Origin of the sequence: Fictibacillus halophilus (assembly GCF_016401385.1) — a bacterium.
In the GTDB taxonomy this organism is placed as follows: domain Bacteria; phylum Bacillota; class Bacilli; order Bacillales; family Fictibacillaceae; genus Fictibacillus; species Fictibacillus halophilus.
The window spans coordinates 2535955-2556325 of record NZ_JAEACF010000001.1 but is presented as its reverse complement, the minus strand read 5'-3'; the positions used below and the strand labels follow the sequence as shown (position 1 = coordinate 2556325).

General features: G+C 40.1%; 16 protein-coding genes. 9 read left to right on the top strand and 7 right to left on the bottom strand.

Annotation, left to right across the window (positions count from 1 at the left end):
* Positions 1-4 precede the first annotated feature (4 nt).
* Positions 5-3127 carry an MMPL family transporter gene (locus tag I5J82_RS13265; RefSeq protein ID WP_198768237.1) on the top strand — a complete coding sequence of 1041 codons (3123 nt, stop codon included), beginning with the start codon at positions 5-7 and terminating at the stop codon, positions 3125-3127.
* Positions 3128-3464: 337 nt separating this feature from the next.
* On the opposite strand, the gene I5J82_RS13260 is transcribed toward I5J82_RS13265, so the two are convergent.
* Both I5J82_RS13260 and I5J82_RS13255 read right to left on the bottom strand, forming a co-directional pair.
* Entirely contained in the window at positions 3465-3845 is a 381-nt protein-coding gene (locus I5J82_RS13260) for a hypothetical protein (RefSeq protein ID WP_198768236.1), read from the bottom strand.
* A gap of 81 nt (positions 3846-3926) precedes the next feature.
* Positions 3927-6314, bottom strand: a complete 2388-nt coding sequence (locus tag I5J82_RS13255) for an immune inhibitor A domain-containing protein (RefSeq protein WP_198768235.1) — start codon at positions 6312-6314, stop codon at positions 3927-3929.
* A 489-nt stretch (positions 6315-6803) separates the two neighbouring features.
* On the opposite strand from I5J82_RS13255, the gene I5J82_RS13250 reads away from it, so the two are divergent.
* From I5J82_RS13250 to I5J82_RS13240, 3 genes are all read left to right on the top strand, one after another.
* Entirely contained in the window at positions 6804-7694 is an 891-nt protein-coding gene (locus I5J82_RS13250; RefSeq protein ID WP_233096482.1) for a GAF domain-containing protein, read from the top strand.
* A gap of 161 nt (positions 7695-7855) precedes the next feature.
* Complete coding sequence (locus tag I5J82_RS13245; RefSeq protein WP_198768233.1) at positions 7856-9091, top strand: aminopeptidase; 1236 nt, start codon at positions 7856-7858, stop codon at positions 9089-9091.
* Positions 9092-9434: 343 nt separating this feature from the next.
* On the top strand, positions 9435-10610 hold the full coding sequence (locus tag I5J82_RS13240) for a glycosyl hydrolase family 18 protein (protein WP_198768232.1): 1176 nt from the start codon (positions 9435-9437) through the stop codon (positions 10608-10610).
* A 91-nt stretch (positions 10611-10701) separates the two neighbouring features.
* Here the strand turns inward: I5J82_RS13240 and thrB are convergent, their stop codons facing one another.
* The 3 genes from thrB to I5J82_RS13225 are packed head-to-tail and all read right to left on the bottom strand — an operon-like array spanning position 10702 to position 13969.
* Complete coding sequence (gene thrB / locus I5J82_RS13235; RefSeq protein ID WP_198768231.1) at positions 10702-11616, bottom strand: homoserine kinase; 915 nt, start codon at positions 11614-11616, stop codon at positions 10702-10704.
* Positions 11617-12675 carry a threonine synthase gene (thrC, locus tag I5J82_RS13230; protein ID WP_198768230.1) on the bottom strand — a complete coding sequence of 353 codons (1059 nt, stop codon included), beginning with the start codon at positions 12673-12675 and terminating at the stop codon, positions 11617-11619.
* A 1-nt stretch (position 12676) separates the two neighbouring features.
* A complete protein-coding gene (locus I5J82_RS13225; RefSeq protein ID WP_198768229.1) occupies positions 12677-13969 on the bottom strand; it encodes a homoserine dehydrogenase in 1293 nt (430 codons plus the stop codon).
* A 206-nt stretch (positions 13970-14175) separates the two neighbouring features.
* Here I5J82_RS13225 and I5J82_RS13220 point away from each other — a divergent pair, with 206 nt between their 5' ends.
* The gene (locus tag I5J82_RS13220; protein WP_198768228.1) at positions 14176-14931 is read left to right on the top strand and encodes an STAS domain-containing protein; all 756 of its coding nucleotides are present in this window, start codon (positions 14176-14178) and stop codon (positions 14929-14931) included.
* Between the two features lie 457 nt (positions 14932-15388).
* Here the strand turns inward: I5J82_RS13220 and I5J82_RS13215 are convergent, their stop codons facing one another.
* On the bottom strand, positions 15389-16069 hold the full coding sequence (locus I5J82_RS13215) for a DNA alkylation repair protein (protein WP_198768227.1): 681 nt from the start codon (positions 16067-16069) through the stop codon (positions 15389-15391).
* Positions 16070-16301: 232 nt separating this feature from the next.
* Here I5J82_RS13215 and I5J82_RS13210 point away from each other — a divergent pair, with 232 nt between their 5' ends.
* Positions 16302-16835, top strand: a complete 534-nt coding sequence (locus I5J82_RS13210; RefSeq protein ID WP_198768226.1) for an NfeD family protein — start codon at positions 16302-16304, stop codon at positions 16833-16835.
* Positions 16836-16850: 15 nt separating this feature from the next.
* Positions 16851-18416 (top strand): flotillin lipid rafts scaffold protein FloT, encoded by a 1566-nt coding sequence (floT, locus tag I5J82_RS13205; RefSeq protein WP_144698175.1) that lies wholly within the window; start codon positions 16851-16853, stop codon positions 18414-18416.
* Between the two features lie 171 nt (positions 18417-18587).
* On the opposite strand, the gene I5J82_RS13200 is transcribed toward floT, so the two are convergent.
* Complete coding sequence (locus tag I5J82_RS13200; RefSeq protein ID WP_198768225.1) at positions 18588-18899, bottom strand: MTH1187 family thiamine-binding protein; 312 nt, start codon at positions 18897-18899, stop codon at positions 18588-18590.
* A gap of 72 nt (positions 18900-18971) precedes the next feature.
* On the opposite strand from I5J82_RS13200, the gene I5J82_RS13195 reads away from it, so the two are divergent.
* Positions 18972-19391 carry a GNAT family N-acetyltransferase gene (locus tag I5J82_RS13195; protein WP_233096481.1) on the top strand — a complete coding sequence of 140 codons (420 nt, stop codon included), beginning with the start codon at positions 18972-18974 and terminating at the stop codon, positions 19389-19391.
* A 35-nt stretch (positions 19392-19426) separates the two neighbouring features.
* A complete protein-coding gene (locus I5J82_RS13190; RefSeq protein WP_198768223.1) occupies positions 19427-20341 on the top strand; it encodes a Nif3-like dinuclear metal center hexameric protein in 915 nt (304 codons plus the stop codon).
* Positions 20342-20371: the final 30 nt, after the last annotated feature.

Sequence of the window (20371 nt, the reverse complement as noted above, 5' to 3'; positions counted from 1 at the left end):
AATCGTGCGGTTTATTTTAAAACAAAAATGGCTGGTGCTTATTGCATGGATTGCTATAGTTGCCGTCCTTATGATCTCGGCACCTAATATGGCTGAGCTTGTTCGAGAAAAAGGACAAGTCGATGTACCAGATGGCTATTCGTCGTCATTAGCCTCAGACATTATGAGCGAAGTCCAGAAACAAGAAGGCGGTGGAGATGAGTCTTCTGTAGCATTGGTCTTTACCGATGAGAAAGGACTTAGCGCTGCAGATAAAAAAGAGGTTGAGCATGCAATCCGTCAACTTGAAAAAAATAAAGAAGAACTTGGAATCACGGAGATTCTGACTCACTTTAATGAAAAAAGTCTTGAGAAGCAGTTAGTCTCAAAAGATGGAAACTCCATCTTAACGTCTATAAAAGTAGCTTGGAATGACCGAGAGCCAAGTGAAGTGAATGAGGCTCTATATAAAACGATTGAAGACAATAAAGTAGAACATTATTACACAAGCAATTGGATGATCAACGAAGATCTTGTAAAGAGTTCTGAAGAAGGTCTTAAGAAAACAGAAGGAATTACAGTTGTTTTCATTCTTGGCGTGTTGCTTTTAGTATTCAGATCTGTAGTTGCGCCACTTATTCCATTGCTAACCGTTGGTGTGACATATCTCGCTTCTCAATCGATCGTAGCCATGTTAGTAGATTCATTTGACTTTCCGATCTCTAACTATACACAGATCTTTTTAGTCGCTGTATTGTTTGGAATCGGAACAGATTATTGTATCCTTTTGCTAAGTCGATATAAAGAGGAATTATCGCTCACAGAAAGTAAAACAGAAGCGATCATCGCGACGTATCGCCAGGCTGGACGTACCGTTTTCTTTAGTGGTTTGGCGGTCATGATCGGTTTTGCTGCAATCGGTTTTTCTCAGTTTATTCTATATCAATCAGCAGCAGCGGTCGCGGTTGGTGTAGGTATACTTTTAGTAGCGCTATTCACGATTGTTCCTTTCTTCATGATGGTCTTAGGTCAGAAGATTTTTTGGCCATCTAAGAAAAAAGCAGAGCATGGCGAAAGCAAGCTCTGGGCAGTTGCAGGGAACTTTTCTTTAAAGCGTCCATTGTTATCGCTCATACTCGTTGCGGTCATATGCGTACCGTTTCTTGTGACGTATGATGGGAAACTATCGTTTAACTCTTTAGAAGAAATCTCAGGGGATGTTTCTTCGATCCAAGCGTTTAATGTGATTGAAAAAAGCTTTGGAGCGGGAGAGTCGATGCCAACCAACATCGTTATAAAAAATGATGAAAAGATGGACTCGACTCCATACATGGAGCTTGCTGAAAAGATTAGTCAGGAACTAGAAAAGGTTAATCATGTTGATGCGGTAAGGTCTGTTTCTAGGCCTACAGGCGAACCGGTCGAAGATTTCTTTGTCTACAAGCAGGCAGAAAGCTTAGAAGATGGCCTCGGTGATGGAAAAGAAGGGATCAATAAAATCAGCAGTGGGCTTATGGAAGCGAGCGGAGAGTTATCAAAATCTGAGCCGCAGCTGACTGGTGCGACTGACGGCATTCAGCAGCTTATCGACGGCACAAGTGCTACTCAATCTGGTTTAACTGAGATTCAAAGGAATCTGTTGAAGATTGAAGATGGCATTCGAAAAGGAACGCTGGGAGCAGCTGACGCAGAAAAGGGATTACAACAGATAAAAGCTAAACAACAAGAGCTGCTGTCTGGTTATCAAAAGATTCAGCAGGGTTATGAACAAGCAGGATCAAATCTATCAACGATCCAATCAAACTACGTAAAACTAGGGCAAGGATTAGGAAGCTTGAAAACTGCATTGGCATCAATTACGGATCAAGACTTTCAAGAGTTGGAAGATCGTTATGGGATTGCAGATGACGATGCCGAGTATCAGAAGATAAAGAACACAGTGAAAGTAACTCAAAATCAACTGCCTGTTCTTCAAAATAACTTGGACCAATTAAATGGTGGATTGAATCAAATTTCATCAGGTGTTCAACAAGCTAATGGTAAATTTAAAGAGATAAACGGCTATCAACAAGGCATTATCGGTGGACTTCAGCAAGTGATCGATGGTACGAATCAACTTCAGTCAGGTCTGGGGCAACTTGCTGATGGTCAGGGTCAGATCGTTGATAATGTGCCTAAGTTAACAAACGGCTTAAACGGTATCAATAGCGGCCAACAGGAACTTTTAAAAGGATTTGAAGACCTTGGTGGTCAGTTTAGTCAGTTAACGACTGGTTTAGATCAGAGTGCTGACGGATTGAATCAAGTTTCAGATGGTCTTGGTTCTGCGCAGGATTATTTGAATAACCTAGCCGAAACAAAGGATAAGAGTGCTTTTTATATGCCAGAAGAGGTCCTTCAAAGCAAGGATTTTGAACAGGCACTGGATGCTTATCTATCAGAAGATCGCAAAACGATGACGATGGATGTCGTGTTTGGAATCAACCCTTATTCTAACGAGTCAATTGATGAAGTAGGCGAGATGAAAGAAGCGATCAATAGAGTGACAAAAGGAACGGAGCTAGAAAACGCAAAAGTGGCAGTGGGGGGAATCACGAGTTCAAACGCTGACTTACAGACTGTTTCTAGCAATGATTTTTCAAGAACCGTTCTGCTCATGCTAGTAGGAATCTCGATCATTCTTGTATTCTTGTTCCGTTCATTGATTATGCCTGTCTACCTGATCGGTTCTCTCATTTTAACGTACTACACGTCAATGGGAATCAATGAATTTATCTATGTGAACCTACTTGGATACACAGGAATCAGCTGGGCTGTTCCGTTCTTTGGATTCGTAATCCTAGTCGCACTGGGTGTGGATTATAGCATCTTCTTAATGGATCGCTTTAACGAATATAAAAATCTTACGGTTGCCGATGCGATGCTTCTCGCTATGAAAAAGATGGGAACGGTTATTATTTCAGCCGTGATCATATTAGGTGGAACGTTTGCTGCGATGATGCCTTCGGGAATGCTTTCACTATTGCAGATCGCGTCCATCATCCTAGTAGGATTGCTTCTATACGCATTTGTCGTTCTGCCATTGCTCATTCCGGTTCTAGTTAAGAACTTTGGAGAAGCAAACTGGTGGCCTTATAAACGAAGCTAAGTAATAAAAAAGATGGTTTTAAAGTGTTGTAAGTTTAGACACTTTAAACCATCTTTTTTTGTCTTTTTATTAGAATGTTGCTGATTTAAATCTTTTATATTGAATGCGTTCTAAAAGATTGTTGCTTTTAAGTCTTTTTCTATTCCTTCTTTGACTTTTTGATTGTAGTGGAAGTTGCGAGACTCTCGGCTAGGACAGGCGGGCAGGTGAGACACTTATACGGTAACGTACGAATGTGGCTCACCGTCTGCCCCGCGGAAAGCGAGCATCTGAAACGAAAATCAACTACTTTCAAAAGCAACACTGAATACGAAAACAGCCTCTTAAATGCTGTGGGTTATTCAGCTGTCTTACTTTCTTTTTGAATCTTTTGCTTCAATTCCTCGATGTACTTCTTTTTTGCTTTTTCATCCTCTAAATTTCCAGGCTTCTTTTGTTGCAGATATTTTTGAAGAGCATTGTTGATTTCTTCTGTTGTGGCATCCTCAGGAATTTCGCCTTTGTTTTTAAGCATCTGTATTATTTTTTCATCGTTTGCAATCATGGCAGTCACCTCGTTTTGTTCTGCAGATTTAGAATCAGAGGAATCTTTCGGATCAGATTCTGCCTTTTCTTCTGATTCCTTTTTCCCAGGAAGATTATCGTTTTCTTGTGTGCTGCAGCTCATAAGAAAAATTAGTGTAAAAACCGTTAAAAGTACGCGTATAAACTTTTGCATCTCATACCCTCCTTATATAACAGTTTACCCTAGGAAAATAAAACCCAACTGCATGAACACAGTTGGGTTTATGAATGAATTTTATTTCTTGCGAGAGATCTTGATCTTCGCTACAGAATTATCTTTACTCTTTCCTTCTACTGAGAACTTTAGGCCGTATTGTGGAACGTTACGTCCAGCGTCTAGAAGTCCAGGGTTAGAGTAGTCATCTTTATCATTGAATACGGAGTTTGGATGGATCGCGTTATCTGTAAGCGATGTTCCATTGATTGATTTGTAATCTAGGAACATTGGCTTTCCTTTATCCGTATTGAATGCAGCGTCATGGATCAGGTAGCGTGTTGAAGCAACTTTTCCATCGCTCCATTTCAGCGTTTCTTGGTTCGCATCGACTACTCCTAAGAAGCCATCTCCAGGGTGGATGCCTGTCCAGTTTTCTGAATAGCTGTTATCCACGTACCACACGATAAGTCCGCCATCATAAGACATTAAGCTTTTACCACGTGCGATGTGAGCAAGACCTTTATCAACACCTTGGTGATTTCTCCATTCTAATAAGTAGTAATGATCAGAATAGAATTTACCTTGGTTCTTTGTGAAGCCTTCTTGCTTAAATGTAGATGTTCCTTCAGCATTATCAAACAATACTTCAGTTCCATCAACGTTTACAGAGATGTCATCTACAAAGAATCCAGGCATTGTTGCAGCGACATCCGTCCAATAGTTGAACTTCAGGTCGATCTTTTTACCAGCATAAGCAGATAGGTTGAATGCCCCGTTTACCCATTCACCATTCGTGCTTCCTGTAATACCATGGCCAGGGTTCTGATTATTCGGGTTCGCATCCGTAGTCAGGTTTCCTTTAACAGTTACCCACTCCGTAGCTCCTTCTTCTTTCACTTTGATAGAAGCATAGTCCCAATCTGTTTCAATGTCATACCATGTTTTAAAGTTTAGTGTAGCAGTTGAAGCTTTTGAGAGATCAAGAGTAGTAACCAAGGAGTTATCTAAGTCATCTCCGCTACCACTGAAATATTGATATTCACCGCTATAAGGCTTGTTAACTACTGTTTCTTTTTGTGGAAGATCTACGCGAACGGCATCATTGTTCGTGCCTTTCGTGTTAGCTTGATCTAAAAGAACATCAATTCCTTTACGATCGATCTCTTCGTAAACGAACGTTTCTCCACTTAACCAGTTACCACCGATGTATGATTGTAAGAACTCTTTAGACCAAGCACTGAATCCAGTTGGCTCAGTACCAGGAACTTTACCAGCCCAGCTTCCGCTAGACATGATCGACCAGTATGCAACTGGCTCACCTTGGCCAGAGTACTGTGTGTCGTACTCATCTGGAAGCTCAAGATCATGACCATATTCATGAGAAAATACGCCAGCTGCTCCATCAGCAGGTTGAACCGTATAATCGTAAGCGCCCATCATGCCGTTCCAATAATCAACTTCAGACTCTGAGCCTGCGATTGGGAAAGGTGCGCCAAGGTTCCAACGGTGACTCCAGATTGCGTCACCAGCAAGTGCACCTCCGCCAGCTTCCTCACCAACGCTTGAGTGAACGATCATAAGGTGATCAACTAAACCATCAGCTTCACGTGTATTGCCATCTCCATCTAGGTCGTAGCGATCTTCTTGGTCATAGTCTCCTAGGTTAATGTTAGGATCTTTTGCAGCCGCTTCTAGCGCTTCTTTTACTAGAGAACGAGCGTCCTTGTCATTACCGTCTGGAGTAGGTACGTTACCTCCATAATAAGCAGCTGGATGTTTAGCTTTATACCATCCTCCAACACTACCTTTTACAGAATAACTCCCGCCGGATTGCTGTTCATAATATTGCTTCATGGAGATCAAATTTTCTCCATTCGGTCCTGTGTATCCTTTATTTCCAAAGACTAAGTCTTCATAGTGTTTCTTTGGATATTCTTCATAAAACATATCTGTTTCGTCTGCTTTAATGTTCGTAGCAGGGTAGTCTGGGAACTCAACCATAAGAACAAGAACGTTATCTACGCGTTTTTGTCCTTTCCACTTTTCTTCTTTTACGTTTTTAATCTTATCTTCTTTTCTACCGTCTTTTTTGAGTCCTTCTTTTTTGTGCTTACTTCTAATTTCTTTACGCTTTTCACTATGTTCGTCTTCTAAGGCACCTTCAGAGAATTTAGATGCATTCTCTTGTTTTTTGTGTAAGTATTGCTGTAATTTTTTCTGTGCATCTGCTTCAGATGCGTTTTTACTGATTTCACCTTGTTTCTTCAGCATTTCGATCAATTTTTCATCGTTGGCGATGCCTAAATCAAAAGGACCGCCCCCGTGCTTATGTCCTTTGTGATCATCGTGTTGTTGTGGTGCTTGTAGATCGGATAAAACATTTGTTGGTGCAGCACTAACGCTTGAAAAAGCAGAGCAGCTCAACATTGTAGCGAGTGCAGCAGATACCCATTTCCCTTTTTTCACCAAGATTCCCCCTAAATCATAGTAGTTACCGAAAACCGACATATATTGTCGGATAATTCCGTGTATTCAAAATGTTACCACGATATGCCAACTACTAGAATAGGAGATAACTCCCGTGTTTTTGATTTAGAATAGGGAGTATTTACTATTTAAAGAACTATTTTCAAACACTTTTAACTTGAAAAAATGGTGAAGAATGTTTTAATTTGGGAGTTTTCATATAGTTCTTTAGACACGGGAAAAACAGTCCTCAAAGAAGTGCTGTTTTTGTTATTTTTTATTTGAGTTTAAATTGATATTTTAGTCAACGCTTGATTCTTTTTTTCCATATCATTAAGTTTGTTTGAATCAAAAATTAAGGACGTTTAAAGCGTTCGATAAATGGTTTACTTACATGTTTATTTCATTTTACTTAGGGTAAATAAAGGGGTGGACCATCAAAGAATAACGTAAGAACGATTTTTAGAAATGAAAGGTTGGTCATTCACTTTGTCTATTCATCTAAATTCAGCACTTAAAAATAAATCGGTTAAAAACTTTGAAGAAGCAACTGAGAACATTCTTCATTTTATGAGTAAACTTATCAACATTAATACGTTGTTTATCGCCAAGAACGACAAACAAGTAAATGAAATAAAAAAAGCAGTTAATAAAGACAAGGTATTGATTTCTGAAGGTACAACAATGCCTTTTCAAGAAACGTTCTGTAAAGTGAGTGTGGATCAAGGCAAAGAAATTCTTCTGATTGAAGATATTACGCAAAATGAACGGACGAAGCATCTGAATGTGACAGCAGATTTGGGTGGGGGAAGTTTTATTGCGATACCTATCTATTATGAAGATGGTGAAAACTACGGGACCATCTGTGGTCTAGATACGAAAACCTTTGAATTTACAGATCAGCACATCGAGCTTTTTCAAACGATGTCCTCATTGTTGACTTACGTATTAGAGCTCGATAAGGCGAATAAAGAGATAAAAGAAATCTCGGTGCCAATCGTTCCTTTAACAAAAGGCGTTGCGATCCTTCCGATCATTGGCCATATTAATGAATATCGAGCAGAGATCATCATTCAAAGCACACTTGAAAGCAGCATGAATTTAGAACTTGAATACATGATAATCGATCTTTCTGGAGTGAGCAGAATCAATAACTCTGTTAGTGAATATCTGTTAAACATCGTGAAGCTGTTAATGTTAATAGGTGTTACTCCGATTCTAACAGGATTTAGACCTGATCTTGCGCTAACCACTCTACATGTTGATGTGGATTTTAAAGGAATCATGATCACGAACAATTTAGAGAGCGCACTAACTCAAATCGGATTTAGTCTAAATAAAAACGAAAATAATCATTCAAGATCACAGTCTGTTATGTGATCTTTTCTTTTTAAGATCTTGCTTATGCATGTATTGTTGTCCTTGAAAGTCATTGATGTCTTAAAAGAAAACAGTAGTCATAATATTCATTTTTTTATATAATTGTAAATAATATAAACTTATCAGTCGTTTTTATGTATTTAACAATCGGAGGGGAAAGTATGAAGTCGTTTGAAGAGAAGTTGGATCAATACGCTGAATTAGTAATAAAGGTTGGATTAGGTTTAAAAGAGGGACAAAGGTTGCTCATCAGTTCGCCGATTGAAACGGCAGAATTCACACGTAAGGTAACCAAACATGCGTATGAGAACGGATGTAAACGAGTGATGGTGGATTGGACCGATACACAAACAAGCCGTATTCACCTAACACTTGCGGCAGAAGAGGTTCTTCAAAATGATTTGCCTTCTTGGGAGATTGATAAATACAACAGTCTTGTGGAAAATCATGATTGTTTTTTGATGATTACAGGTAATGATCCAAATGCTTATAAAGGGGTTCCTTCAGAGCGAATGATGTTCGTTCAAAAAAATCGCGGTGAGAAACTTCAAGCTTTCTCTGCAGGACAATTAAGAGGAGATATGCACTGGGCGATCGCAGGTGCACCTACAGTTGGTTGGGCTAAGAGCGTATTTCCAGATAAAAATGATGAAGAAGCAGTAGAAGCACTATGGGAAGCAATCTTTAAAACAGTACGAGTCGATCAGAATGATCCTGTAGCAGCATGGGACGAACATGTAAAAACGTTGACAGAGAAAGTGAACTACCTAAACGAACAGCAGTTCAAAACGCTTCATTATAAATCAGAAGGTACAGATTTAAGCATCGATCTTCATCCAGATCACACTTGGATCGGTGGAGGTCACCATTCAACGTTCGGAACTTACTATATCCCGAACTTGCCAACGGAAGAAGTTTTCACAACACCAAGAAAATATGGTGTGAACGGTAAAGTTTCAAGTTCAAAACCACTTTCAGCGATGGGGAACATCATTGATAACTTCAGCTTAACGTTTAAAGATGGAAAAGTGATTGATTTCACAGCTGAGGAAGGGTATGACACGTTGAAGCAATTGCTTAGTATAGATGATGGAATGGGATATTTAGGTGAAGTTGCATTAGTTCCTCACGATTCACCGATCTCAAACTCAGGGATCACATTTAATAACACGTTGTACGATGAGAATGCTTCATGCCATCTAGCGATTGGAACTTCAATAACGATGTCAGTGAAGGATGCAGGAAACCTTTCACCTGAACAGATGGAAGAAAAAGAAATCAACTTCAGCCGCGGTCATACTGATTTTATGATTGGTTCTGCAGATCTTGATATTGAGGCTGAATATGAAGATGGAAGACGTATTCCATTATTTACAAACGGTAACTGGGCGATATAAAAGGTTGAAGACTCCACATTGTTGGGGTCTTTTTCTTTTGGGCTGACTATGCATTCATAGTTGCTTATGAAAGTAGTTGATCTTCGTTTCAGGTGCTTCGCTTTCCGGGGGATGTGCGGTGAGCCACCTCGGCGCTTTGCACCCTTAGGTGTCTCACCTGTCACACTGATCCCCCAGAAGTCTCACACCTTACACTACAATCAACTTGTCAATGATGCTTTTTAAATGATAAATCACAAGCAGCAATTAGATAGGGATGAATAGTTAGGAGGTATCATTTTAAAAAAAGAGAATAGGACATACCTCTTCATGGAAAAATAACGAAAATGAAGGAGGTTTGTTTATGAAACAGATAGTCGCGCTTTTAGCGGCGTTTACGATTGTACTTAGTGGCTGTGGTAACTCGAACAACATGAAAGAAAGCGAAGCTGCTCCAAAGAACATGGGTAACGAAACGCGAAATAGCCCTAGGTTAGAACAGATTAATTCGCCACAGAAAAAACAGGTGGATATCTCAAAAGCCGAAACGAATCATGGTAAAACAAGGATTGAAACGCTAGGGTTTTTAGAGCCGATCGAAGCGAAACAATCAATAAAAGATGTACAAGAATCAGTTAACGATCTAACATACGTAGCATTTTTTAGTTATCAAGTAAATAAAGATGGATCACTTAAGCCGATTAAAGATTATGCGGCGCTTCAAGAAGTGAAAAAATCTAAAGCAATGCCGATGATGGTGTTAACCAACTTTATAGATGGAAACTTTTCACCTGAGATCGCACATAACATTTTTACAGATAAAACAGCTTCAAAAACACTGATCGGAAGTGTTATTAGCACGATGAAGCAAAAAGGATATAAAGCACTGAATATTGATTTTGAACATATTAAAGAAAAAGATCGAGAGCTTTATAACGGTTTTCTAGAAACGATTATCCCTCAAGTTCAAAAAGAAGGATTTAAAGTTTCAACGGCATTAGCACCAAAGACAAGTGATGAACAAAAAGGACCGTGGCATGGAGCGCATGACTATAAACGTCATGGAGAACTGGCGGACTTTGTAGTTCTGATGACGTATGAGTGGGGCTGGTCTGGTGGACCTCCAATGGCTGTTGCACCTGTACCTCAAGTTGAGAAAGTAGTTAAGTATGCAACATCGGTCATTCCTCCAGAAAAAATTGTGATGGGTGCACCGTTATACGGTTACGATTGGACACTTCCTTATAAAAAAGGAAATAAATTTGCTAAACGCGTCGCGCCAGCTGAAGCACATGACTTGGCACTAAAAGAAGATGCTACAGTGAAATATGATAACGAGTCTCAAGCGCCGTTTTTTAATTACAAAGATGATAACGGCAAAGAGCACGTTGTATGGTTTGAGAATGAACAAAGTGCTGAAGCAAAGAATCAACTCGTGAAGAAATATAAGTTAAGAGGTCTTGCTTATTGGGTGCTTGGAGAACCGTTCCCTGAGAACTGGACGCTACTAAGAGACCAATTTAAGATTGTGCATAAATAAGAAGAAAAGGATTGAGCATTTTCGGTGCTTAATCCTTTTGTCTGTTTATCGGCCGTTTTTAATTATTTCCTTTAGCTATACGAAACAATGATCATAAAGCGGCAGACAAACATTTTTCAACAACAACACCTCTGCGATCAGGAAAAACCGTCTCAAAGTGATACTGAGGGAATAATGCAGACAGTTGTTCAGTAATCGCTGCTGCTTTTTGGTGAGGAGTGAAGCAGACGATGGACGGTCCAGAACCGCTTATCGCAGCACCATAAGCACCGAGCTCGATTGCTTTTTCCTTGAGTTCAGTATATAGAGGTACCCATTTTGAACGAAACGGCTCGTGAAACAGATCCCGATTCATCATATCCGCTGCTTTCTTCCAATCATTCTTCATTAAAGCGGCTACAAGAACATTGCTGATCGCACTGCCTTCAACCGCTTTGTTGAACGGAAGAAGATTTGGCAGAGAACCTCTTGATTGTTTCGTATGAAGAACTCCATCTGGAATGGCGACGATCATCTCAACTGCCACATCAGGAACATGGACCGTTTCGACCACTTGTCCATTGTAAAAACTGATTGTGAGTCCTCCAAAGATGGCAGGAATCACATTATCAGGATGTTCTTCTAGTGAACTTGCAAGAAGTGATTTGGATTCTCTAGAAAGTTCAAGGTCTAAAAGGATGTTTGCGAGTTCAATACCTGCAACGATCGCTGATGCAGAACTTCCCATTCCTTTTGATGTTGGAAAGGTACTAACCACATCTAGCTGACACGGAGGCAGTTTTTTTCGAAATGAATCTGCGGTAAAATAAGCAGCCTGCATGATTAAGTTGTTTTCATCTTTATTGAATGCCTGAAGTTCTTCTCCGTGAAAGGTTGTTTTTCGTGGAGCGAACGGCTGAACGTGAACGGTTAAGTATCTGTTTAGAGCAAGCCCTACTGAATCAAAGCCTGGACCGAGATTGGCTGTACTTGCTGGAACATGAATAGAAAAAGGTTCTGCTTTCATTTATACAACACATCCTTTTAGCTGTTGACGTAGTAAATCAAAATCATTTGGAATCACGATTGGCTCTTGTTTCACTGTTTTTAGCGCGATATCAGGATCTTTGAGACCATTGCCTGTTAGAATGGCCACAACGGTAGCGCCGTTTGGAAGTACTCCTTGTCTGTGTTGTTTATACAATCCAGCAATTGTACTACATGAAGCAGGTTCGGCGAAAACACCTTCTTTTGAAGCGAGCATCTGATACGATTCTAAGATTTCTTCATCAGTAACTGAATCAATCACTCCTCCTGATTCTTCTAATGCAGATGAAGCTAACTTCCAGCTGGCAGGATTCCCGATTCGAATGGCCGTTGCAATCGTTTCAGGATTCTTTACAACAGATCCATTTACGATTGGAGCTGCACCGGCAGCTTGAAATCCATGAATGCGAGGGAGGCCGGAGGATTTAACTGCATCATATTCTTTGAACCCTTTCCAATAAGCACTGATGTTACCAGCGTTTCCAACGGGTATAGCTAGAATGTCAGGTGCTCCGTCAAGCGCATCAACTAATTCGAAAGCCGCTGTTTTTTGTCCTTCCAGACGATATGGATTTACAGAGTTAACGAGGGTGAAGTCTTCTTCTTCACTCATTTTCTGTACCATCTGGAGAGCTTCGTCAAAATTTCCTTCTATCGCAAAAATTTCGGCTCCATACATTTTTGCTTGAGCCAGTTTTCCTTGAGCGATTTTACCATCAGGAATGACGACGATACATCGGAGGCCAGCTCTTGCGCCATATGCGGCAGCTGCGGCAGAAGTATTTCCTGTAGAAGCACAGATGATCGCTCTGCTGCCTTCTTCTTTCGCTTTAGCCACAGCCATGACCATCCCTCTGTCTTTAAAAGAGCCTGTAGGATTTGCTCCTTCGTACTTCGCATAGAGGTTGATGCCCCATTCCTTCGAAAGATGTGTAAGTGGAATAAGTGGAGTATGCCCTTCGTTTAACGATAGAAGGGGAGTAGACTCATTGACCGGCAAATATTCTTTATATCGATGTAAAAGTCCTTTCCAATGCATATTAAGCTCCCTCCACACGATAGTGACTTTTGATTTCTTGTACGACTTCAGAGTCCCGAAGCAGGTTGTAGACGTGGCTGTCTTGCTGTTTGTTCGTTCCGTGTGTCACGATTACAACTTCTGCAACTCCTTTATGATCGACAGGGCTTTGAATTAATTTTTCAAGTGAGATGTCATGCAATGCAAACAGTGAGGTGATCGAAGAAAAAGCACCTGCTTCATCTTTCACGTACAACCGGTAAAAGAATTTTCCATCGATTTCGTTCGGCTGTTTTAACTGTTTATCGAACTGTGGAGAAACAACACTTTTTCCGTTCACTCCAAGTCTCATGTTTTTTACAACGGCAACTAAGTCTGAAACAACGGAAGTAGCGGTTGGGAGCTGTCCGGCACCTGGTCCGAAGAACATCGTTTCTCCTACAGACTCACCGTACACATAGACGGCATTGTATTCATTGTGAACACTTGCTAACGGATGTGAGTCAGGCAGGAGAGTAGGCTCAACACTAATCTCCACTTTTCCGTTGTCCTTTTTTGCGTTTCCGATTAATTTCAGCGTATAACCGAACTGACGTGCATATTCAAGATCCTCTTGTGTAACTTTTGAAATACCCGACACCGTTACATCGTCTAGGTGGATGTGCATGGAGAATCCGAGTGTTGAGAGAATCGCCATTTTTCTCGCTGCATCGATGCCTTCTACATCTGATGTGGGATCCGCTTCTGCGTACCCAAGGTCTTGAGCTTCTTTTAATACTTCTTCATAGTTGCGCTGTTGTTTATCCATTTTCGTAAGAATGTAGTTGGTTGTTCCGTTTACGATTCCCATCATCTTCGTGATTTTGTCTGATGCTAACCCATCGACGAGTGAACGAATAATGGGGATGCCTCCTGCAACACTTGCTTCATAAAAGAGATCACATTCATTCTCATGAGCTACTTGTAAAAGCTCTGCACCGTATAGGGCCATGAGATCTTTGTTTGCCGTAATCACATGCTTTTTATTTTGAAGAGCAAGTGTGATATATTCTCTCGCTAATTCAATACCGCCCATCACTTCAATAACAACCTGTATATTTGGATTTTGAATAACATCCTCTGGATGCTGTGTTAACCATTCATGGTTAATAGAGACAAGGCGTTCTTTGTCTACATCTTGAACTAATATTTTTTCAATAAAAACAGGGCATCCAACTCGGTGCTGTAATTCTTCGCGATTTCCTTCAATCATTCTAACAACACCACTGCCGACAGTTCCTAAACCTAAGAGTCCTACTGAAACGTGAGTAACCATTTTATCCGCCCCTTTGTTTTTATGGAAAATACACATGTATGTTTGATATGGACATTTTACATGGAGTTGGAACATCATACAACAGCATTCTTTGTAAAGATTTAGATAGCGCTTACATTGTTGGGACATCTCTAGTCATTTTTATAGAGTAATAGGATGATCTCGGATATGATAGGAACAGGACTTTAAAAAGGGGAGCGCTTCTCATGGCTTATGAGTTAGAAGAAACGGTTAAGGACACTTTGAATTGTTTAGATGAAAATATTTTTTATATAGATCAAGATCTTCACATTTCCTGGATGAATACTAGCAGTAAGAATTTAATACAAATGCTAAAGCCTTATCTGAAGCTAGATTCAGCAGAAGATATTATTGGTGTACATATCGGTAGGTTTCACAAAACATCTTTTCAAGAAGAGATGTTGAAAAAAGGTGAGTTTCCGATCGATATGCAGATCGTTCTTTTTGATAAATTTGTTGCACGATTGATCGTAAAGGAACTTCTTGTGAAGAATCAGAAACGGGGCTATCTGTTAACGTGGAAAGATATAACGGAGCGCGTACAAGAAACGGAAAGAACAAGAGAACTTCTTAATGAACTAGCAACACCTATTCTTCAAACAGTCGCAGACCATACGCTGTTAGTGCCGCTGATTGGTGAACTTACACTTGAGAGACTCGAAACATTGACTACGAAACTATTAAAAGAATGTTTAAACAATGAAGCAGATTATGTAATCTTAGATTTTTCAGGTGTAACAACCATTACAGATCCTGAGCTGGGGCATGAGATTCAAAAGCTTACAGATACGATTAAGTTGATGGGAGCAGATGTATTGTACTGCGGTTTTCCGAAGGAGATGGTCAAAAATATGGTATCTCTTGGTGTACATACGAATCAACTTTCATTTGTTTCTTTTCGAAATGCTATTCGTTATGTTGTTTCAGAACTTCAAGAATAAAGAAGCAGCCGTTTAGTGGAGGGCTCTGAAAAAGTCCCTAATTAGAAGATTTGGGGCGGTGATCTCCGCTCCAGGGTACATGCTTTCCGCGGGGCGGGCGGTGAGCCCCCTGCCGCTTTGCGCCTTTAGTGGTCTCACCTGTCCCACTCGTCCTAGCCGTAGTCAGTACCCTTCCTCTTCAATCACTACATGTTTGCAAATTAAATTCAAAGTCCTTGTATGGCACTTTATGATTTGATTGTGCCTCGCAATGAATGAACTAGTAGACTTTTCGTTTATCTATGATGAAAAACTGGACAAATGTTGTCATGACAACGGCAGGAATGCCATTTAGTCACGGGTATGATGTGGCATCATCATAGGGTCTAGAGAATCACGAAGTTAATTAAATAAAAAAGTTAAGGCAAGGTAAAAAGGAAACACCGGTGAAAATCTACCGATGTTTCTGTAGCTTCGTTTAGTGCGGCTGCTTTGTCTTTTTAATATTCTTAATCGCCTCTTTATAGGAAAGTGGACTTAACTCTTCTGTATGAACGAACTCCCATACCCAATCGGCATCTGTGTACGCATACTCTCTTAAAGCCCATCCAATTCCTTTTCGGATAAAGAAATCTTCATCGTACTTTGTATCTCTAATGATTTGTGCTAGAAGCTCTTTATCGGTCTTGTCTTTATATCCGAGTTGAAATAAAATTGCCGAACGCATAAGCCAGATATTTTTGGATTCAATCCAACGTTTCGTAACGTGTTGAATCTCTTCTGGAAACTTCATCAAATAATAACCCGCGATATGTTTAGCGATATGATCAACCGTATCCCACCAGCTTTTATTCACGATGGTATACTCGATCCATTCTATATCCTCTTTTGTCATCTGCTTCTTTAATTTATCAACTATTGTAAACGTAGCATACTGCATCTCTCGTTCCGGTCTAGACCAAGCTTCTTTTATCAATGACGGTAATTCCTCTTTTGAAGGCAATCCATTTACTTTTAAGAATTCCTTCATGCTTTGTTTCAAAATGGGAGAACGAATACCGAAGAATTCGAACTGATCGCGCATATACTTTTTCATTGGCTCTGCATCATCTTGATTAGCTTGTCTGTTTAAAAACTGCCACAACTTCTCTTCATACATGGGATTCCACTCCTTTTAACAAAATTATACAAAAAATTGTTAACTAACTGAAACTTTTTTCTGAAACATCCGTAAATATCTATATAAAACCAATATTGGAAATTAATTATTGTCGACAGAATTTTACAATCTTTTTTGTTTCACTTTGTTAAGGTTATATCAAATTCGACAAAAGGGTGTGGTGATTTATCGTTTTGTAATAAAAAAGTATATGAAGACAGGAGAGAAGACTATGGAACTATTCGGATATCCGTTGTCTACGATCTATTTAGGAAGCTTTATTGTTTTTGGGTGCATCACTTTTGTATACATCCTATTTGGTGACATGCTTGATGCTGCTATGGACTTTTTGCATCCATCGCTCATCTTATCCTTTTTAACAATTGGGACGGCTTCGGGGTATTTGTTAGAAATCATGACGGAAATTAACAGCTGGTTCATCATGGTTTTCAGTAGTTTACTTTCGTTGTTGCTCGTGACTTTATTAAACGTTTTCGTCTTGATGCCGATCCGGTCTTCAGAAGAATCTTTAGCTTATCGAGATGAAGATCTAAAAGGAAGAGTGGGGACCGTACTTACTTCTGTTCCGACGGATGGATTCGGCGAAATCTTAATCGAAGGCATCAGCGGAAGGATATCGAAATCAGCTATAAGCATGGATAACAAACCAATCTCTCAAGGAGAAAAGGTGTTGATCATCGACATCCAAAAAGGTGTTGTATCCGTGATGCGTTATGAGCAAGTGGAACAAACATATATTCATTAAACTGGAGGGGTTATTATGAGTTTTTCACCGTTGTTTATCGTTATCGGGGTTGCCGTATTCTTAGTCGTTGCTCTTATTAGTGTTTTTATTACAAAGTATAGAACGGCGAGTCCAGATGAAGCATTGATCGTAACGGGAAGCTTCTTAGGAAGCAAGAACGTAAATATCGATGAAGCAGGTAATCGTATCAAAATCGTTCGTGGAGGCGGTACGTTCGTACTTCCTGTTTTTCAACAGGCAAAGCCGCTTAGTTTATTAACGAGTAAGTTAGATGTACAAACACCAGAAGTATATACAGAGCAAGGTGTTCCCGTTATGGCTGATGGAACAGCGATCATTAAAGTAGGAAGCTCTATCGGTGAGATCGCGACTGCGGCCGAGCAGTTCCTAGGAAAGTTGAAGGAAGATCGTGAGAATGAAGCACGTGAAGTTCTTGAAGGTCATTTACGATCTATTTTAGGATCGATGACAGTTGAAGAAATCTACAAGAATCGTGAAAAATTCTCACAGGAAGTTCAACGTGTAGCTTCTCAAGATCTAGCTAAAATGGGATTGATCATCGTATCGTTTACGATCAAAGATCTGCGTGATAAGAATGGATACCTAGATTCTCTTGGTAAGCCGCGTATCGCACAGATTAAGCGTGACGCTGACATGGCGATGGCAGAAGCTGAAAAAGAAACGCGTATCAAACGTGCTGAAGCAGATAAAGAAGCAAAGCAGTCTGAGTTAGGCCGCGCTACAGAAGTAGCAGAAGCTGAAAAGATGAATCAGTTGAAAGTTGCTGAGTTCCGCCGTGAACAAGATGTTGCCAAAGCTCGTGCTGACCAGGCATACCATCTAGAAGAAGCAATCGCAAAACAGCAAGTTACTGAACAACAGATGCAGATTAAGATCATCGAGCGTCAAAAGCAGATCGAGCTTGAAGAAAAAGAGATTCTGCGTCGTGAAAAGCAATACGACTCAGAAGTTAAGAAGAAAGCGGATGCAGATCGTTATGCGGTTGAACAGTCAGCGGAAGCCGATAAGCGTAAGCAAGTGGCTGAAGCAGATGCTCATAAGTATCGTGTAGAAGCCATGGCAAAAGCCGAAGCTGAGAAGGTACGCCTAGACGGACTTTCAAGAGCTGAAGCGGAACGTGCAAAAGGGGAATCCGAAGCAGATGTTATCCGCTTGAAAGGTCTTGCTGAAGCGGAAGCGAAACAAAAGATCGCAGAAGCGTTCGAGTTATATGGTCAGGCTGCGATGATGGATATGATGATTAAGATGCTTCCGGAATACGCGAAGCAAGTGGCAGCACCACTTTCCAACATTGATAAAATTACAGTCGTAGATACAGGCGGCGGTGAGAATGGTGGAGCAAACCGCATCACAGGTTATGCGACAAACTTGATGTCCACACTTCAAGAATCTTTGAAAGCTTCATCCGGCATTGATGTAAAAGAACTGTTGGAAAATTTCTCTGGAAAAGGGAATGTTCGCAATAGCATCGACGACCTTCGCATCGAATTTGCTAAAAAAGAACCAAATGCAGTAGCAACAAAGGAAAAAGCAGAAGTAAAAGCTTCAAAGGGAGAATAAATAAAAAAAGCTTACTCTCGGCGGGATGGTTAGCCCTGTTAGAGTAAGCTTTTTTGTAAATTTGGTTGCATTGCTTGATTGAAAGCTCGTTCAGCAGCATGAAATGCATGCTGAACGAGCGCCATACGAAAAATACGAGCGCCTACCCAAAATATTAACTCAGGTCAGGGCTTAATCCTTATTCATCCGAGCTTCGACAGCCTCTAGCTTTCCGGCCATCGTGGATTTTTTATCACGGCGGTCATCAATGCGAATGTTTGTGGCAACTCGCTGAATGCCTTTTGAAAATGGAACCTCGTGAAGCTGTTGGATTACATGAAAGAGATCAGGAAGTTCTCCTTCAATTAGTGTGCTCATCGGAGTAAGCTGGTAATTTACCTTATCTTCGTTTTGCTGAAGAACTTTTTGAATTTCAGCTACATATTCACTAACACTTGGAGTCTCAGTACCGATTGGAATGACCGTAATATCTACAATAGCCATGTATAGAACACCTCAACTTTTTTCTTTATTGTAGCAAACACCACCATAATGACAAACAAAAGGATGATACATATGGAAATACAGAATGCGAGAGAGACTGATTTTTATAAAATTATAGAATTAGATAAAAAAATGATAGGGAGTGATCATCGAAAAGAAGAAATCGTTCAGGCGATAAAAGAGGAAAGATGTTTGATCATGTATCAGGAAGATAAGATCGCTGCATTTCTTATCTATCACACTCATTTCTTTGATTGCTGTTTTATATCACTCATCATGGTTGATCCCGCTCATCAAAGAAAAGGACTGGCCAGTAGTTTGTTAGCGCACATGAGTAAGATTTCACCCACGAACAAACTATTCTCATCAACAAATGAATCCAATGAGTCTATGAAAAAGACCTTTATCAAGAACCAATTTAAGAAGAGTGGTTTTGTCGATAACTTAGATGAAGGAGATCCGGAGATTATTTATTTTAAAGAATGTTACTAATTATGTAACAACATGCCAGAAAGGAAGAAAACAAGATGGTGAAACTAAAGAGAATAGATCATGCGATCGATGAACTTTTTACATATAGAAAAATTGGAACAGATCCAGCGTTCAGTCGGTATATTCCAATGGTTTACGACCCAATCCATTTTGATTGGCGCGATGAGTTTGAACCCGAATTTACAAAACTGTTCAATGGACTCATGCTTAGAGGAGATGAAGAGGTCAATCGTGTATTTTCGGCTGTGTTTCCTACAGAAGAAGTATTAGAAAGATTCATATCTGAAAGTAGTCCGGGAGATCTTTTATTTATGCATCACCCAATTGTTATGGAATGCGGAGATCCCAAAGGGAAATGGGGAAGAGGCTTTATGCCGATACCTCCACATTTTATCGAACAGATGAAGACAAAGCGTTTATCAGTGTTTACGCTTCATGTACCCCTCGATTATTCGCGCGAAATCAGCACGAGTGATGCATGGAGAGAAGCTCTAAACGCAAAAGTGATTGGAGAGCTGTTGAAGGATGATAACGGAGCTTGTGGCATTCTTTGTGAAATAGCTCCAACTTCCACAGAAAACTTGATTCATCGTTCTACTGAAATGTTCGGAATCCCTTATGCAGATGTGCATGGTCCTTTCCATAACCACATAACGAAAATTGCGATTGTAGCCGGGTGCGGTGATAAAGTAGAAGCGATGATCGAAGCGGAAAGGATGGGAGCAGAAGCTTATTTAACAGGAGAGGTACACTGTCACATTGATAATGATTACGGTAAAAAGAAGTATGAACAGATGAAAAGCTATATCGCTCAAACAACAATGAGCTTAATCGGAGTATCGCATTCTGCTTCCGAATATTTAGTGCACAGCACACAGTTAAAATCTTGGTTTGAAGAGAAGTTTCAATTGCCTGTAACACTTTTGCCACAGAGTAAATGGTGGGTATGAATCAAACAAAACAATAGAGAGATGATCGTG